Genomic DNA, 12,721 nt, shown 5'->3' with positions numbered 1-12,721 from the left:
GGGCGGACGGGCGGCGGCGCACCCGCGGCTGGCTCCCCATGCGGCGCGGGTGTCGGCCGGGCTGGCCGAGACGCGGGACGTGCTGCGGCCGTCCGGCCGCGACTGGGCGGCGCTCGCCGCGCTCGCGATCGCCAACTGGGCGTTCGACATCCTGGCGCTGTTCGCGGCGGCCCACGCCGTCGGGATCGCGGTGCCGCCGCACGGCGTCGCGCTCGCCTACTTCGCGGCGCAGGCGGCGGGCAGCGCGCTGCCCCTGCTGCCGGGCGGGCTCGGCGCGATCGAGACGAGCATGGCGGCGGCGCTGGCCGCGCTCGGCGCCGCACTGGCCCCGGCCGTCGCGGCCGTCGCGCTGTACCGGCTGGTGTCGTACTGGGCGGTCGTCGCGGTCGGGTGGGCCGCGTGGGTCGCGCTGCGCGAGGGGCCGCGGGTGCCCGCGCGGGCGAGGGCGCGGGCGGCGCGCGCGGGACGGCTGGCCATGGACGGCCTGTGCGCCGCGTCGTCGGGGATGGCGCTCGGCATGGGGTACGGCGCGGCGGCGTCCGCCGAGCCCCGCCGCCGCTGACGCGCGCCCGGTCCCGCTCCGTCCGGCGTCCTAGGCCCGACCAGGACCTTTGACCGAGTTCGTCCCCCTTTGGAATCAACGTCCACTCATGTCGGCTGTACTGGACGTGCGTTCCGCGCACCGTGCGCGACGCGCGAGGCCCACGAGGGAGGGATTGCGACCATGCTCGACGGAGCCGCCGCGGCAGACCCGGCGACCACGTCCCCCGAGTCCCCGCCGACGCCCCCCGCGCCCCCGCCGGCGTCCCCCGGGACCGCGTCGCCGGTCACCGACATCGACGCCGCCCGGTTCCGCTCGGTGCTGGGCCGCTTCGCGACCGGCGTGGTCGCCATCACCGCCGTCGAGCCGGGCACCGGGCGTCCCCTGGGCCTGGTGGCGAACTCCTTCACGTCCGTCTCGCTCGACCCGCCGCTCGTGGCGTTCTGCGTCGCGCACACCAGCACCACGTGGCCGCGGCTGCGCGACGCCGGGCGGCTGTGCGTGAACATCCTGGGCGAGCGGCAACTGGAGACCAGCCGCCGGCTGGCGGCCAGGGGCGGCGACAAGTTCGCCGGCGTCCGCTGGACCGAGTCCCCCGGCGGCGCCCCGCTGATCGACGGCGGCATCGCCTGGATCGAATGCTCGGTCGAGCGGGAGCACGCCGCGGGCGACCACGCGATCGTCGTCGCCCGCGTGCACGACCTCGGCAGGCAGGGCGGCGACGACCCGCTGATCTACTACCGGGGCGGCTACGGCGGTCTCGCCTGACGCCCCCGCGCCCGGCCCGTCAGACGGGTTCGTTCTCCGGCGTCCGCAGGCGCGCCAGCACCTGCACCGGGTCGGCGAGGACCTCCGCGAACGCGAACTCGGCGGCCCCGACGAGCGTCGTGTCGTCGCCCAGCGCGGCCGTCCGCAGCCGGACCTTGTCGCGCGGCGCGGCCAGCGCGCCCTGCGCCAGCACGCTGCGGACCTGCGCGGCCGCCCCCAGGTAGATGTCGCGGAGCGTCCCGCCGAACACCACCAGGCCCGGGTTGAAGATGTTGACCAGGTTCGCCACGCCGAGGCCGAGCCACGTCCCGACCCGGTGCAGGGCCTCCCGCGCCACGATGTCGCCCCGGTCGGCGGCGTCCACGACGGCGCGCACCGCGTCCCGCCCCACCATGTCGGGGCGTTCCTCCCGGCCCGCGTGGAACAGCAGCGTCCGCTCCCCCACCTCCGCCTCCAGGCAGCCCTTCGACCCGCACGCGCAGCGCCGCCCGCCCGGGTTCACGACCATGTGCCCGACCTCGCCGCCGAACCCCTCGTCGCCGCCGAGCAGCCGCCCGCCGACGATGATCCCGCCGCCGACGCCGACGTCGCCGTGCAGGTAGATGAGGTTGTCGCAGCCCACCCCGGTGCCGCGCTCGTGCTCGGCGAGCGCGCCCAGGTTGGCGTCGTTGCAGACCGACACCGGGATGCCGAGCCCGAGGCGGCGCGACAGCGCGTCGCCGAGCGGGAGGTCGCCGACGTCCAGGTTCGGGCCGAACATGATCGCGTCGTCGGCGCGGCGGACCGTCCCGGGGAAACCCAGCGCGGCGCCGACGCAGACCGCGTCCCGCTCGGCCTTGCGGACGAGCGAGCGGGCCCCCGCCACGAGCGTGCCCAGCAGTTCCGCCGGGTCGGAGTCGCGGGCGCGGCGGCCTTCCCGCCGGTCCAGGATCACCCCGCCGAGGCCGACCCGCGCGACGACGAACCGGTCCACCGCGACCTCGAACGCCAGCACGTACACGCGGGTGGACTCGGGACGGACGACGAGCGACGGGCGCCCGGCGCGCCGCCCCGGCCCGCGCGGCAGTTCCTCGCGGACGAGCCCGGCGGCGGTCAGGTCGGACGTCAGCGCCATGATCGTGCTGCGGTTGAGCCCCAGGGACTCCGCGAGCGTCGCCCGGGACGCGGGGCCGCGCAGGTGCACGAAGCGCAGCAGCGTCCCGAGGTTGTGCCGCCGGACGTCCTCCTGCGACGGCGCCGCCCTCATCGGCGCAGCCCCAGGTCGCCGCTGACGCCCGAGGTGATCAGTTCGACGACCTGCCGGTGCGTGACGTCGGCGGTCCGCACCTGCGCGGCGGTCCGGCCGAGGTAGAGCGCGCAGATGCGGTCGGAGACGGCGAACACGTCGTTCATGTTGTGGGAGATCAGCACGACCGCGAGGCCCCGGTCGGCGAGCCGCCGCACGATCTCCAGGACCTGCTGGGTCTGCACGACGCCGAGCGCCGCCGCGGGCTCGTCCAGGACGACGACCTTGCAGTCCCACAGCACGGCACGGGCGATCGCGACCGTCTGCCGCTGCCCGCCCGACAGGTTCGCCACCCGCCGCCGCACCGAGCCGACCGTCCGGACCGACAGCCCCGACAGGGTGCGGCGCGCCATGTCCTCCATGGCCTCCTCGTCGAGCGCGAGGCCGCGGCGCCGCTCCCGGCCGAGGAAGAGGTTCTCCACGATGTCGAGGTTCTCGCACAGCGCGAGGTCCTGGTGGACGACCTCGATGCCGAGGGACGACGCCGCGCGGGGGCTGCCGAGCCGCACCGGGCGTCCCTCGAAGCGGTACTCGCCGCGGTCGACCGGGTGGACGCCGCCGATGCACTTGACGAGGGTGGTCTTGCCCGCGCCGTTGTCGCCGACCAGGGCGGTGACCTCGCCGGGGCGAGCGGAGAAGGAGACGTCGTGCAGCACCTGGACCGAACCGAAGCTCTTGTCGATGCCGCGCAGGTCGAGAACAGGAGTCGACATCCCGCTGGGCTCCCACCGTGCCGCGCCGCCGCGTCCCGCGCGGCCGTGGACGCCGAGCGTATCAGCGGTCGCCCACGGTGCGGAAACGCCCGCGGGCCCGTCCCGGGCGGAGAGCCCGGACGGGCCGGCGGGCGCGACCGGGGAGCCGACGGCGCGCGCCATCGGCTCCCGCTGGTCGCCGGGCCGGTTCATCTGCCGGTGCTGCCGCGCCGGCGGCGGGCCAGCGCGTCGATGCTCGCGGCGAACAGCAGCACGATGCCGGTGATGAGCAGCGTCAGGTACGCCGACGTCCCGATCAGCCCGAGCCCGTTCTGGATCATCGCGATGACCAGGCCGCCGAGGATCGCGTCCCGCGCCTTGCCGCGGCCGCCGAACAGGCTCGTCCCGCCGATCACCGCGGCGCCCACCGCGTACAGCAGCGTGTCGCCGCCGCCCGCCGCGGTGTTGACCGACATGAGCCGGGACGCCGCGACGATGCCGCTGACCGCCGCCAGCCCCGACCCGATCATGAAGACGGAGATCCGGATCCGGGTGACGTTGATGCCGGCCCGCCGCGCGGCCTCCGCGTTGCCGCCGACCGCGTAGACGTGCCGTCCGAACGGCGTCCGGGTGAGGACGAACGTGCAGCCGATCAGCAGGACGCCGACCAGCAGCACGCCCCACGGGACGCCCGCGACGACGGCCAGCGGGCTGGGCGCGCGGTCGACGCTCAGCACGGCGGTGCCGATCAGCAGCGCCGCGGCGATCGCCCCGGCCTGCAGCAGGACGAGCTGCAGCGGGCGGGAGTGCAGGCCCGCGGACCGCTGCCGCCGCCAGCGCAGCAGCTGCAGGCCCGCGTAGCCGGCCGAGCAGGCGGCGGCGAGCGTCCAGCCGAGCCAGATCGGCATGTTGCGGTTGGCGAGCGCCACGATGACGTCGTCGCGGACGGCGACCGTGCCGCCCTCGCCGATCAGCCACAGGATGACGCCCTGCAGGCCGAGGAAGAACGCCAGCGTGACGACGAACGAGGGGATCCGCACCACCGCCACCAGCCAGCCGATCACGGCGCCGAGGACGATTCCGGCCGCGAGGGCGCTGATCACCGCGACCGGCCAGGCGTATCCGGCGTCGGTCAGCAGCTTGGCCAGGACGGCCGCGGCGACGCCGCTCGTCACCCCCGCCGACAGGTCGATCTCCCCGAGCAGCAGCACGAACACCAGGCCCATCGCGAGCAGCGAGATGGGCAGCGCCTGGGTGAACAGGTTCGCGATGTTGGTGTTGCTCAGGAACGTGTCGGGCTTGATGGCGGTGAACAGCACGATGAGCGAGATCAGGCCGAGCGCGGCGGGCAGGGCGCCGAGCTCGCCGGCCCGCAGGCGGCCCCAGTAGTCCTGCAGCGCCGCGCGCAGGTCGTGCCGGCCCAGGTCGATGGCGAAGTCCGACTTCGCCATCGACACGGCGGTTTCCTTGCCTTCGGGGATTTCGGTGGACACCTGCTGCCCCTTTTCAGATGTTCTCGGCGGCGGTCGTCGGCGCGAGGCCGAGATCACCGGAACGGCCGGCGGTGATGAGCTCCACGACCTGGCCGTGGGTGACCTCGGAGCGCGCGACGTCCGCCGCGACCCTGCCGAGGTACAGGGCGGTGATGCGGTCGGCCACCCGGAACACGTCGTTCATGTTGTGCGAGATGAGCACGACGGCGTGGCCGGTGTCGGCGAGCCGCCGCACCAGGTCCAGGACCTGCTCGGTCTGCGCGACGCCGAGCGCGGCCGTCGGCTCGTCCAGGATGACGACCTTCGACTCCCACAGGGCGGCCTTGGCGATCGCGACCGTCTGCCGCTGTCCGCCCGACAGGTTCGACACCTGCTGCCGCACCGACTTGACCGTCCGGACCGACAGCCGCGCGAGGGTCTCGCGCGCCGCCTTCTCCATGGACGCCTCGTCCAGCACGGCGAACTTCCGCCGCTCCCGGCCGAGGAACATGTTCTGGACGATGTCGAGGTTGTCGGCGAGCGCGAGGTCCTGGTAGACGACCTCGATGCCGAGGTCGGCGGCGGCGCGCGGCCCGTCGATGGTCACCGGGCGGCCCTCGAACTCGATCCGGCCCGAGTCGACGGGGTGGATCCCGGCGATGCACTTGATGAGGGTGGACTTCCCCGCGCCGTTGTCGCCGACGAGGGCCATCACCTCCCCGCGCCGCACCGCGAAGTCCACGTCGTGCAGCACGTGGACGGGGCCGAAGCTCTTGTTGAGCCCGGTCAGGCGCAGTACGGGGTCACCGTTGTCTGCCACGTGTTTCCTTCCAGAGGTCGTGCCCGTGGCGGGCCCCCGGCGCGTCCCGGGGTTCCGGGCACCCGGGGCGCTCTCGGGGAGCGGGGGCCCGCCACGAGGTCAACGGGGAGCCGTCACTGGACGCCTGCGTCCTTGCACTTCTGCGCGTAGGCGCCCGCGCACAGCTCCGCGGCCTTCACGAAGCCGTCGTCGACGACCCGCTTGATGTTGTCCTTGGTGACGGTGACCGGCTCGAGCAGCACCGACGGGACGTCCCGGTTGCCCTTCGGGTCCTTGACGGTGCCGTTCGTCTCGCCCTTCTCGCCCTTCAGCAGCGACACCGCGAGCTTCGCGGCGGCGTCCGCCTCCTGCTTGATCGGCTTGTAGACGGTCATGCACTGGTTGCCGTCCAGGATGTTCTGCAGGCCCTGCAGGGTCGCGTCCTGGCCGGTCACGGCGACGTCCCCGGCCGCCCGGTTCTTCTTCAGGATCGAGATGACCGCGTTGGCGATGCCGTCGTTGGCGGCGAGCACGCCGTCGATCTCGCCCTTCTGCTCGGTCCACATCTGCTCGAAGAGCGTGGCGGCCTCCTCGGCCTTCCAGTCCGGGACGGCCTGCTCCGCGACCTTCTTGTAGTTCGCGACCTTGTCGAGGACGCCGTGGTAGCCCTGCGCGAAGAGCGTCGCGTTGTTGTCGGTCGGCGCGCCGTTCAGGTAGGCGATGTTCGCCTGCTCGTCGCCGAGGCATTCCTGCAGGCCCTTGCCGAGGTGCTCGCCGACCACCACGTTGTCGAACGACACGTAGTAGTCGGAGACGCCGCCGAGCGTGAGCCGGTCGTAGTCGATCGTCGGCACGCCCCGGTTCTTCGCCAGCCGCTGCACGGCGGCGGCCGAGTTGGAGTCGATGCCGTCCACGATCAGGACGGTGACGCCGTTGGTGAGCATCTGCTCGGCGATCGTCTGGAACCGCTGGGCCGAGCCTTCGGCGTTCTGGATGTCGTACTCGACGCCCGCCGTCTTGAACGCCTCGGCCAGGTACGGGCGGTCGAAGCTCTCGTAGCGGTCCGACGACGTCGTGTCGGGCAGGATCACGCCGATCTTGCCCTCGGCCGCGCCGGTCGAGCCGCTGCCGGAGTCGTCCCCGCACGCGGTGAGCGACGTGAGCGACACCGCCGCGGCGGCGGAGGCCGCCGCCAGGCGGAGGATCCCCTTGCGCATAGCCCGGGTCCTTTCTGGGGGGTCGGCCGCGGAGCGGCCTCGGGGGTTTTTTCGGCCGGTGTACGGGCCCGTCCTCCACCGGCGTGAATGTTGTGCCCCGCAACTTATGTCGCGTCCGGCCGTCGCGCCAGACCCGGACCTCGCCGAATTTGTTGTGGGCAGTAACAATCAAGTAACGCGAGGCGAACCGCGGGTTGCGGACGAACGACCTGATCAATGCCATGACCGGGCCGGACGCCGGATTGTTCACCGCACCAACATTCCCCGCGTCCGCGCCGCCCGGGCCCCGCCGGGCGCGGTGTGCGCCCGGGCGGAGTGCCGCCTGGACGGACGCGGAGAGCCGCTGACGCCTCGGAAGGAACCGGGGCCGATGCGGCCACCGCGCAGCCGAAGGGACCTGCGCATCCTCGGAAGGACCGGGCCGCCCTCCGGAGAGGAGACCGAGCCCATCCCTAGGGGACGGCCGGCGCCGGCCGGTCCGTCAGAGCGGCGCCGCGAGCACGGCCGCGATGCGGTCGGCCGCACCGGCGACGTCGTCGGCCAGGGTGATCCGCTCGGACCACGACCACCAGAACCACCAGCCGTCGGGGGCCTGCTCGACGAGGATGGTCTCGGTGAGGGCGGACGCGGCCGGGTTCGCCACGTGCAGCGCGGGCGACTGCCCGCGAGGCAGCGTGAGGCGCACGCGGAAGCCGCGCGCGGACAGCGCGTCGCCGAGCTCTTCCAGGTATTCGATCCGCGACTTCGTCGGCGTCGCGGGCTCCATGCCGTCAGGCGTCATCCTCGTTCCTTCGTGGATCCGGCGGCCCGACGAGGAGTCACCCTTCCGTGTCCCCGGCCCGTGTGCAAGCACTTCGGGCAGGTCAGCGGGGCGTGCCGCGACGGACGGGCGCGGCGCGCCGACGGACGGCCCGCCATCCGGGATATCTTGCGCATTGCAGACGGCAAGCGGCGAGATGGGGGCGATGACGTGGGCGGCGCCGAGGCGGAGCGGACACGGCCGGACCAGCGGCTGCCGAAGCGCGGCGGCACGCCGGAGGAGACCGCGACGGCCGCGGACCGGACCCGCGACGAGCCCGCCGAAGGCACCACCGAGGACGCCGCCGAGGACGCCGCCGAAGAGACTGCCGAGGAGACCGGCGAGGCCGGTGACGAGCTCGTCGCCGGGGAGACCCTCGTGGACGGACCGGCCCCGCGAACCCCGAAGAAGGCCCGGACGGCCGAGATGCCCGCACCGTCCGCGGGCGGCGACGCCGAGGAGCCGGACCCGGAGGACGAGCCGGAGCCGGAGGCGGTGCCGGAGCCGGAGGCGACGCGGCCCGCGCCCCTTCCCGTGGCCCCGCCCGAGGACGAGCCGGTGGACACCTCCCGGGAGCCCGCGCGGGAGCCCGCCCCGAACGCCGAGGCGACCCGGCCCGCGCCGCTGCCGCCCGTCCCCGGCCCCGCCGGGCCGTCCGACCCGGCGGACGCGACGGCTCCGGCGCCGCTTCCCGCGGCCGAACCGGCGGCGGCGCCCGTCCCGGCACCGCGCCCGGCCGCGCCCCCCTCCGCACCGCCGCCTTCCGCACCGCCGGTGCAGGGCGGGACGAGCGGGGCGGCGAAGCCCGGGGAGAGCCCGACGTGGCACCGGCAGCACTACACCGTGGGCGTGTTCCTCCTCGCCTACGGGGTGATGAGCCTGATCAGCGGGACGCTGCTGTGGGGCGACCGGCGCGAGGAGGTCGGGGAGTACTTCGCGTCCGGCCCGTCCGGGGCGATCCTCGTCCTGGCGAAGGCGGTCCAGGTGGTGCTCGTGCTGATCAGCGCGGCGGCGGTCGCGCGCCGCCGCGACACCTGGTTCGTGCCGCCGCTGGCCGGATGGATGGCGGGCTTCGCGCTGTTCGCGGTCCTGGACGTCTACACCGGGCGCTGGGCAGGGCTGCTGGAGCACACGCTGTACCTGGGCGGCTTCGTGGTCCTGCTGTTCCTGTCGTACGGGCTGAGCGCGAAGGCGCAGGTCGGCGGCGCGGCGCGGACGTCCGGGACCGGGCCGGGTGCGCAGCCGGAGGGGCTGACCCGGACGCAGGAACTCGCCCTCGCGGCGATCAACCGGCTGCCGCGCCGCTGACCCGGTCCCCGCGCGTCAGGGCACGACGACGATCTTCGCGTGCTCGTCCGGCCGGGACAGTGCGGTGAACGCGTCCGCGAGCCCGTCCAGCCCGACCGTGCCGGTGATGACGGACCCGGCGTCGACGCGGCCCGCGGCGATGTCGGCCAGGGTCGCCCCGTACTCGGCGGGCAGCGCGCCGAACGTGCCGCGGATCGTCAGCTCCTTGCTGACCGCGACGCCGGGCTCGATCTCGTCCGGCTGCATGCACACCCCGACCAGCATGATCGTCGAGCCGGCGGGGGCGCCCTCGACGGCGGCGCCGAGCACGCCGGGGACGCCGACGCACTCGAACACGACGGCCTGGCGCACGTCGAGCCCGAGCAGCTCGGCGGCGACGCGGTCGACGGTGCCGGTGGGGACGCCGAGGTCCGCCCAGCGGTCGTAGGGGGACGCCGCGGCGGGGTCGATCACCTCGTCGGCGCCGAGGCCCGCGGCGAGGGCGCGGCGCTTCGGGGAGAAGTCGACGGCGATCACCGGTCCGTGGCCGCGGGCCTTGAGGGCGGCGACGACGCCGAGCCCGATGGGGCCCAGGCCGAGGACGACCGCGACGGCGCCGGGTGCGATCCCGCTGCGGACGACGGCGCGGGTCCCGACGGCGAACGGCTCGGTCACGGCGGCGGTCTCGGGGGCGAGCCCGTCCGGGACCGGCATGGTGAGACCCTCGTTGAGGATCATGTACTCGCCGTATCCGCCGGGGTAGGCGGGGGTGTAGCCGATGATGCCGGCGCCCTGCGGGCCGATCCCGATCGGCGGCCCGCACACGGCGGCGCCGATCGGCAGCCGCCGCTCGGTGCCGGGGCCGTAGGCGACGATCTCGCCCGCGAACTCGTGCCCGAAGACGAGCCCGTCGCGGGGGTCGTGCGGGGTGCCGCCGGAGCGCCGGGTGGTCTCCATGAAGGCGTCCGGGTCCTGGAGGGCGTGCAGGTCGGACCCGCAGATCCCGCAGGCGAGGGTGCGGACGAGGAGCTGCCCCTCCTGCGGGACCGGGTCGGGCACCTCGGTCACGATCAGGGTCTTGTCGGCGGTGGTCAACGCAGCGCGCATCCGCGGCCTCCGGTCTTCCGGGCGTACGGTCGTTCCCGGAACGGAACCACGTCGGGCGCCCGCGCGATAGTCCCTCGCGCCACCAGACGCTGGCAGGTTTGTGGGTCCGGGGGCGGGAAAAGCCGATCTTGGCAGATGTTGCCCTTGGTGCACGGTGTGCCCCATGTCACTTTCTTTCGCATGAGAGTGCGAAAGACGACGTGGTCGGTGGCGCTGGCCGCGTCCCTGGCGGTGCCCGCCGCCCTCGCGGCCCCCGCCGCCGCCCGGCCGGCCGCTCCCCCCGCGGCGACCTGCGATCCCACCCGTACCGAGCCCGAGTACCGCGGCGACGTCCCGGCGCCCGCGGACGTCCTCGGCTTCGACCTCGGCGAGCGCCCGGTGAGCGCCGCCGAGTCCGACCGGTATCTGGAGACGGTCGCCGCGCGCAGCGACCGCGTCGTGTCCGGGACCCTCGGCAAAAGCGCACAAGGCCGCCCGCTGAAGTACGCCGTCGTGGGCGAGCCGCGGCTGGTGACGAAGGCGGGCCTGGCGAAGGTCCGGCGGGACGCCCACCGGCTGCGCGACCCGCGCACGCCCGGCCGTCTCGCCGAGCGGCTCGCGCGGACCGGGGTCCCGATCCTGTGGGTCAGCGGGAACGTGCACGGCGACGAGCCCAGCGGGACGGACGCCGCCCTGCGGGTGCTGCGCGACCTCGGCGACCGCACGGACTGCGCCGCCGAACGGATCCTCGGCAACGCGCTGGTGGTGGTCCTGCCGACGCAGAACCCGGACGGGCGCGAGCTCGGCACCCGGGAGAACGCCTACGGCTTCGACATGAACCGCGACTGGTTCGCGCGGACGCAGCCGGAGACCGACGCCAAGCTGGCGATGCTGAACCAGTACCCGCCCGTCCTCTACATCGACGCCCACGAGATGGGCGGGACGTCGTACTTCTTCCCGCCGAACGCCGACCCCGTCTACCACGAGACGCCCGAGCAGGCCATCGGCTGGATCAACGGGATCTACGGGACGTCGATGGCCGCCGAGTTCGATCGGCGCGGCATCGACTTCTTCAACCGCAACGTCTACGACCTCTTCTACCAGGGGTACGGCGACACGGTGCCGACGAGCGCGTTCCACGCGGCCGGGATGACGTTCGAGAAGGGCGGCGAGAGCCCCTACCCGGAGCGCGTGACGGAGCAGTACCTCACGCAGTGGGTGACGCTGTCGGCCGCCGCCCGCAACCGGCAGCGGCTCCTCACCGAGTGGCGCGCGATGGCCGTCGAGGCCCGGGACCAGGGCGAGGCGGGCGAACTCGAACCCAACCAGGTCTACAACCCGGGCAACGAGATCGTGCGCCAGGTCCCCGACCGCCCCGTCCGGCACTACTTCCTGCGGGACGACGACCGGGCGAAGCGCGACGAGGCGCGGACGATCGTGCGCAGGCTCCAGCGGATGGGGGTCGAGGTGAAGCGACTCGTGCGCCCCCTGACCGTCCCCGACTACAAGGAGTACGGAAGTCCCGCGGGCAAGACCACGCTTCCCCCGGGCACCTACTGGATCTCCATGGCTCAGCCGGAGAAGCACTGGATCCAGGCCATGCTGAACGAGGACTCCTACACGCCGTTCCCGTACTTCTACGACGTGACGGCGTGGAGCCTGCCGCTGCTGGCGAACGTGTCGGGCGGCTCGTCCGGCGCGGAACTGCGGCCCCGCGCGCGTCCCGTGCGGCCGGTTCCGGCGGAGCGTCCGGGGCACCAGGGCCGGGCCCCGGAGATCGGCGTCCTGCAACTGTCGAAGACCTCGTCTTCCGCGCGGCAGTCGACCGGCTGGCTGCGGCACCGCCTCGACCGCGACTGGCGGCTCCCGTTCACGTCGCTGCACCCGTCCGACGTCGCGGCCGGGAAGCTGGACGGCGTGGACGTCCTGCTGGTGCCGGACGGCCCCGCCGGTGCGGCGCACGACGCGCTCGGCGAGGCGGGACGGACGGCGCTGCGGGAGTGGACGCGCGGCGGCGGCCGGTACGTCGGCTGGCAGGGCGGCACGGAGCTCGCGGCCCGGCTCGGGCTGACCACCGCGACGCTCACCGAGCCGGCCTCCGACATCCCCGGCACGCTGTTCCGCGCGACCGTCGACCAGGGCAGCCCGCTGGCGAAGGGCGTCGGCGGCGACGTCTGGAACTTCACCTCCTACGACGCGGTGATGCGCGCCTCCAGCGGCGTCGTCGTCCGCTATCCCGAGAGCGGCTCCCCCGGCTGGTCCGTGTCCGGCTACGAGCGCGGCGGCGAGGAACTGGGCGGGACGGCCGCGGTCGTCGACCAGCCGGTCGGCGCGGGACGCTCGGTGCTGTTCGCGGCCGAGCCGAACTTCCGGGCGTACACCGACGGGACGGCGGAGCTGCTGTACAACGCCGTCCTCGGGCCGGATCCGCGGCGGGCGGCGCAGCCGCGGGCGACGGCGGAGGCGTCCCGGTCGGCGGCGGCGCTGCCGGACCGCGAGTCGCCGATCCGGGTCTCGGTGCGCGCCGGTGACGCGGGCGCGGCGGCGTCGGTGCTGCGGTCGGTCGGGGCGACGTGGGACGAACGCCGCGACGGAGGCGTCGTCCGGTTCGTGATCGAGAACCCGCGCGGGCTTCCGGCGGACCGGCACCCGTTCGCGCGGCGCCTGCCGGGGCTCATCGGCGAGGCGGGCATCGAACCGCTGGCCGTCACCCTGCCGAAGTGACGGGCCGCAGTGACGAACGGGCCGCAGTGACGAACGGGCCGCAGTGACGAA

General features: G+C 74.3%; 11 protein-coding genes. 4 read left to right on the top strand and 7 right to left on the bottom strand.

What is annotated here, in order from left to right; all coding sequences use genetic code 11:
• The coding region (locus ACFQ11_RS26135; RefSeq protein ID WP_378303175.1) for a flippase-like domain-containing protein at window positions 1–562 on the top strand (562 nt) is incomplete at its 5' end.
• Window positions 563–724: 162 nt separating this feature from the next.
• On the top strand, window positions 725–1,309 hold the full coding sequence (locus ACFQ11_RS26130; RefSeq protein ID WP_378303173.1) for a flavin reductase family protein: 585 nt from the start codon (window positions 725–727) through the stop codon (window positions 1,307–1,309).
• A gap of 19 nt (window positions 1,310–1,328) precedes the next feature.
• On the opposite strand, the gene ACFQ11_RS26125 is transcribed toward ACFQ11_RS26130, so the two are convergent.
• From ACFQ11_RS26125 to ACFQ11_RS26100, 6 genes are all read right to left on the bottom strand, one after another.
• Complete coding sequence (locus ACFQ11_RS26125; RefSeq protein ID WP_378303171.1) at window positions 1,329–2,555, bottom strand: ROK family transcriptional regulator; 1,227 nt, start codon at window positions 2,553–2,555, stop codon at window positions 1,329–1,331.
• Window positions 2,552–3,307 (bottom strand): ATP-binding cassette domain-containing protein, encoded by a 756-nt coding sequence (locus tag ACFQ11_RS26120; protein ID WP_378303179.1) that lies wholly within the window; start codon window positions 3,305–3,307, stop codon window positions 2,552–2,554. The genes ACFQ11_RS26125 and ACFQ11_RS26120 overlap by 4 nt, the downstream gene beginning before the upstream one ends.
• Window positions 3,308–3,495: 188 nt before the next feature.
• Entirely contained in the window at window positions 3,496–4,779 is a 1,284-nt protein-coding gene (locus ACFQ11_RS26115) for a sugar ABC transporter permease (protein ID WP_378303170.1), read from the bottom strand.
• 13 nt (window positions 4,780–4,792) lie between these two features.
• Window positions 4,793–5,578, bottom strand: coding sequence for an ATP-binding cassette domain-containing protein (locus ACFQ11_RS26110; protein ID WP_378303168.1), 786 nt, complete (start codon window positions 5,576–5,578; stop codon window positions 4,793–4,795).
• Between the two features lie 113 nt (window positions 5,579–5,691).
• Entirely contained in the window at window positions 5,692–6,774 is a 1,083-nt protein-coding gene (locus ACFQ11_RS26105; protein ID WP_378303166.1) for a sugar ABC transporter substrate-binding protein, read from the bottom strand.
• 481 nt (window positions 6,775–7,255) lie between these two features.
• The gene (locus ACFQ11_RS26100; protein WP_378303164.1) at window positions 7,256–7,555 is read right to left on the bottom strand and encodes a hypothetical protein; all 300 of its coding nucleotides are present in this window, start codon (window positions 7,553–7,555) and stop codon (window positions 7,256–7,258) included.
• Between the two features lie 189 nt (window positions 7,556–7,744).
• Here ACFQ11_RS26100 and ACFQ11_RS26095 point away from each other — a divergent pair, with 189 nt between their 5' ends.
• The gene (locus ACFQ11_RS26095) at window positions 7,745–8,881 is read left to right on the top strand and encodes a hypothetical protein (protein WP_378303162.1); all 1,137 of its coding nucleotides are present in this window, start codon (window positions 7,745–7,747) and stop codon (window positions 8,879–8,881) included.
• Window positions 8,882–8,896: 15 nt separating this feature from the next.
• On the opposite strand, the gene ACFQ11_RS26090 is transcribed toward ACFQ11_RS26095, so the two are convergent.
• On the bottom strand, window positions 8,897–9,967 hold the full coding sequence (locus tag ACFQ11_RS26090) for a zinc-binding dehydrogenase (RefSeq protein ID WP_378303160.1): 1,071 nt from the start codon (window positions 9,965–9,967) through the stop codon (window positions 8,897–8,899).
• Window positions 9,968–10,147: 180 nt separating this feature from the next.
• Between ACFQ11_RS26090 and ACFQ11_RS26085 the strand changes: the two genes are divergently transcribed.
• Window positions 10,148–12,670: a M14 family zinc carboxypeptidase gene (locus ACFQ11_RS26085; RefSeq protein ID WP_378303158.1), complete on the top strand. Its 2,523-nt coding sequence runs from the start codon at window positions 10,148–10,150 to the stop codon at window positions 12,668–12,670.
• The last annotated feature ends 51 nt before the right edge of the window (window positions 12,671–12,721 follow it).

Origin of the sequence: Actinomadura sediminis, from assembly GCF_042675525.1 — a bacterium.
GTDB lineage: Bacteria > Actinomycetota > Actinomycetes > Streptosporangiales > Streptosporangiaceae > Spirillospora > Spirillospora sediminis.
Note: the sequence above shows the minus strand (reverse complement) of the source record. Positions and strands in the feature narration are given on the sequence as shown.

Coding starts and splice junctions, on each gene's coding strand:
- ACFQ11_RS26125 (WP_378303171.1), bottom strand. CDS start 2,555: ATGAGGGCGGCGCCGTCGCAGGAGGACGTCCGGCGGCACAACCTCGGG.
- ACFQ11_RS26130 (WP_378303173.1), top strand. CDS start 725: ATGCTCGACGGAGCCGCCGCGGCAGACCCGGCGACCACGTCCCCCGAG.
- ACFQ11_RS26100 (WP_378303164.1), bottom strand. CDS start 7,555: ATGACGCCTGACGGCATGGAGCCCGCGACGCCGACGAAGTCGCGGATC.
- ACFQ11_RS26090 (WP_378303160.1), bottom strand. CDS start 9,967: ATGCGCGCTGCGTTGACCACCGCCGACAAGACCCTGATCGTGACCGAG.
- ACFQ11_RS26105 (WP_378303166.1), bottom strand. CDS start 6,774: ATGCGCAAGGGGATCCTCCGCCTGGCGGCGGCCTCCGCCGCCGCGGCG.
- ACFQ11_RS26085 (WP_378303158.1), top strand. CDS start 10,148: ATGAGAGTGCGAAAGACGACGTGGTCGGTGGCGCTGGCCGCGTCCCTG.
- ACFQ11_RS26120 (WP_378303179.1), bottom strand. CDS start 3,307: ATGTCGACTCCTGTTCTCGACCTGCGCGGCATCGACAAGAGCTTCGGT.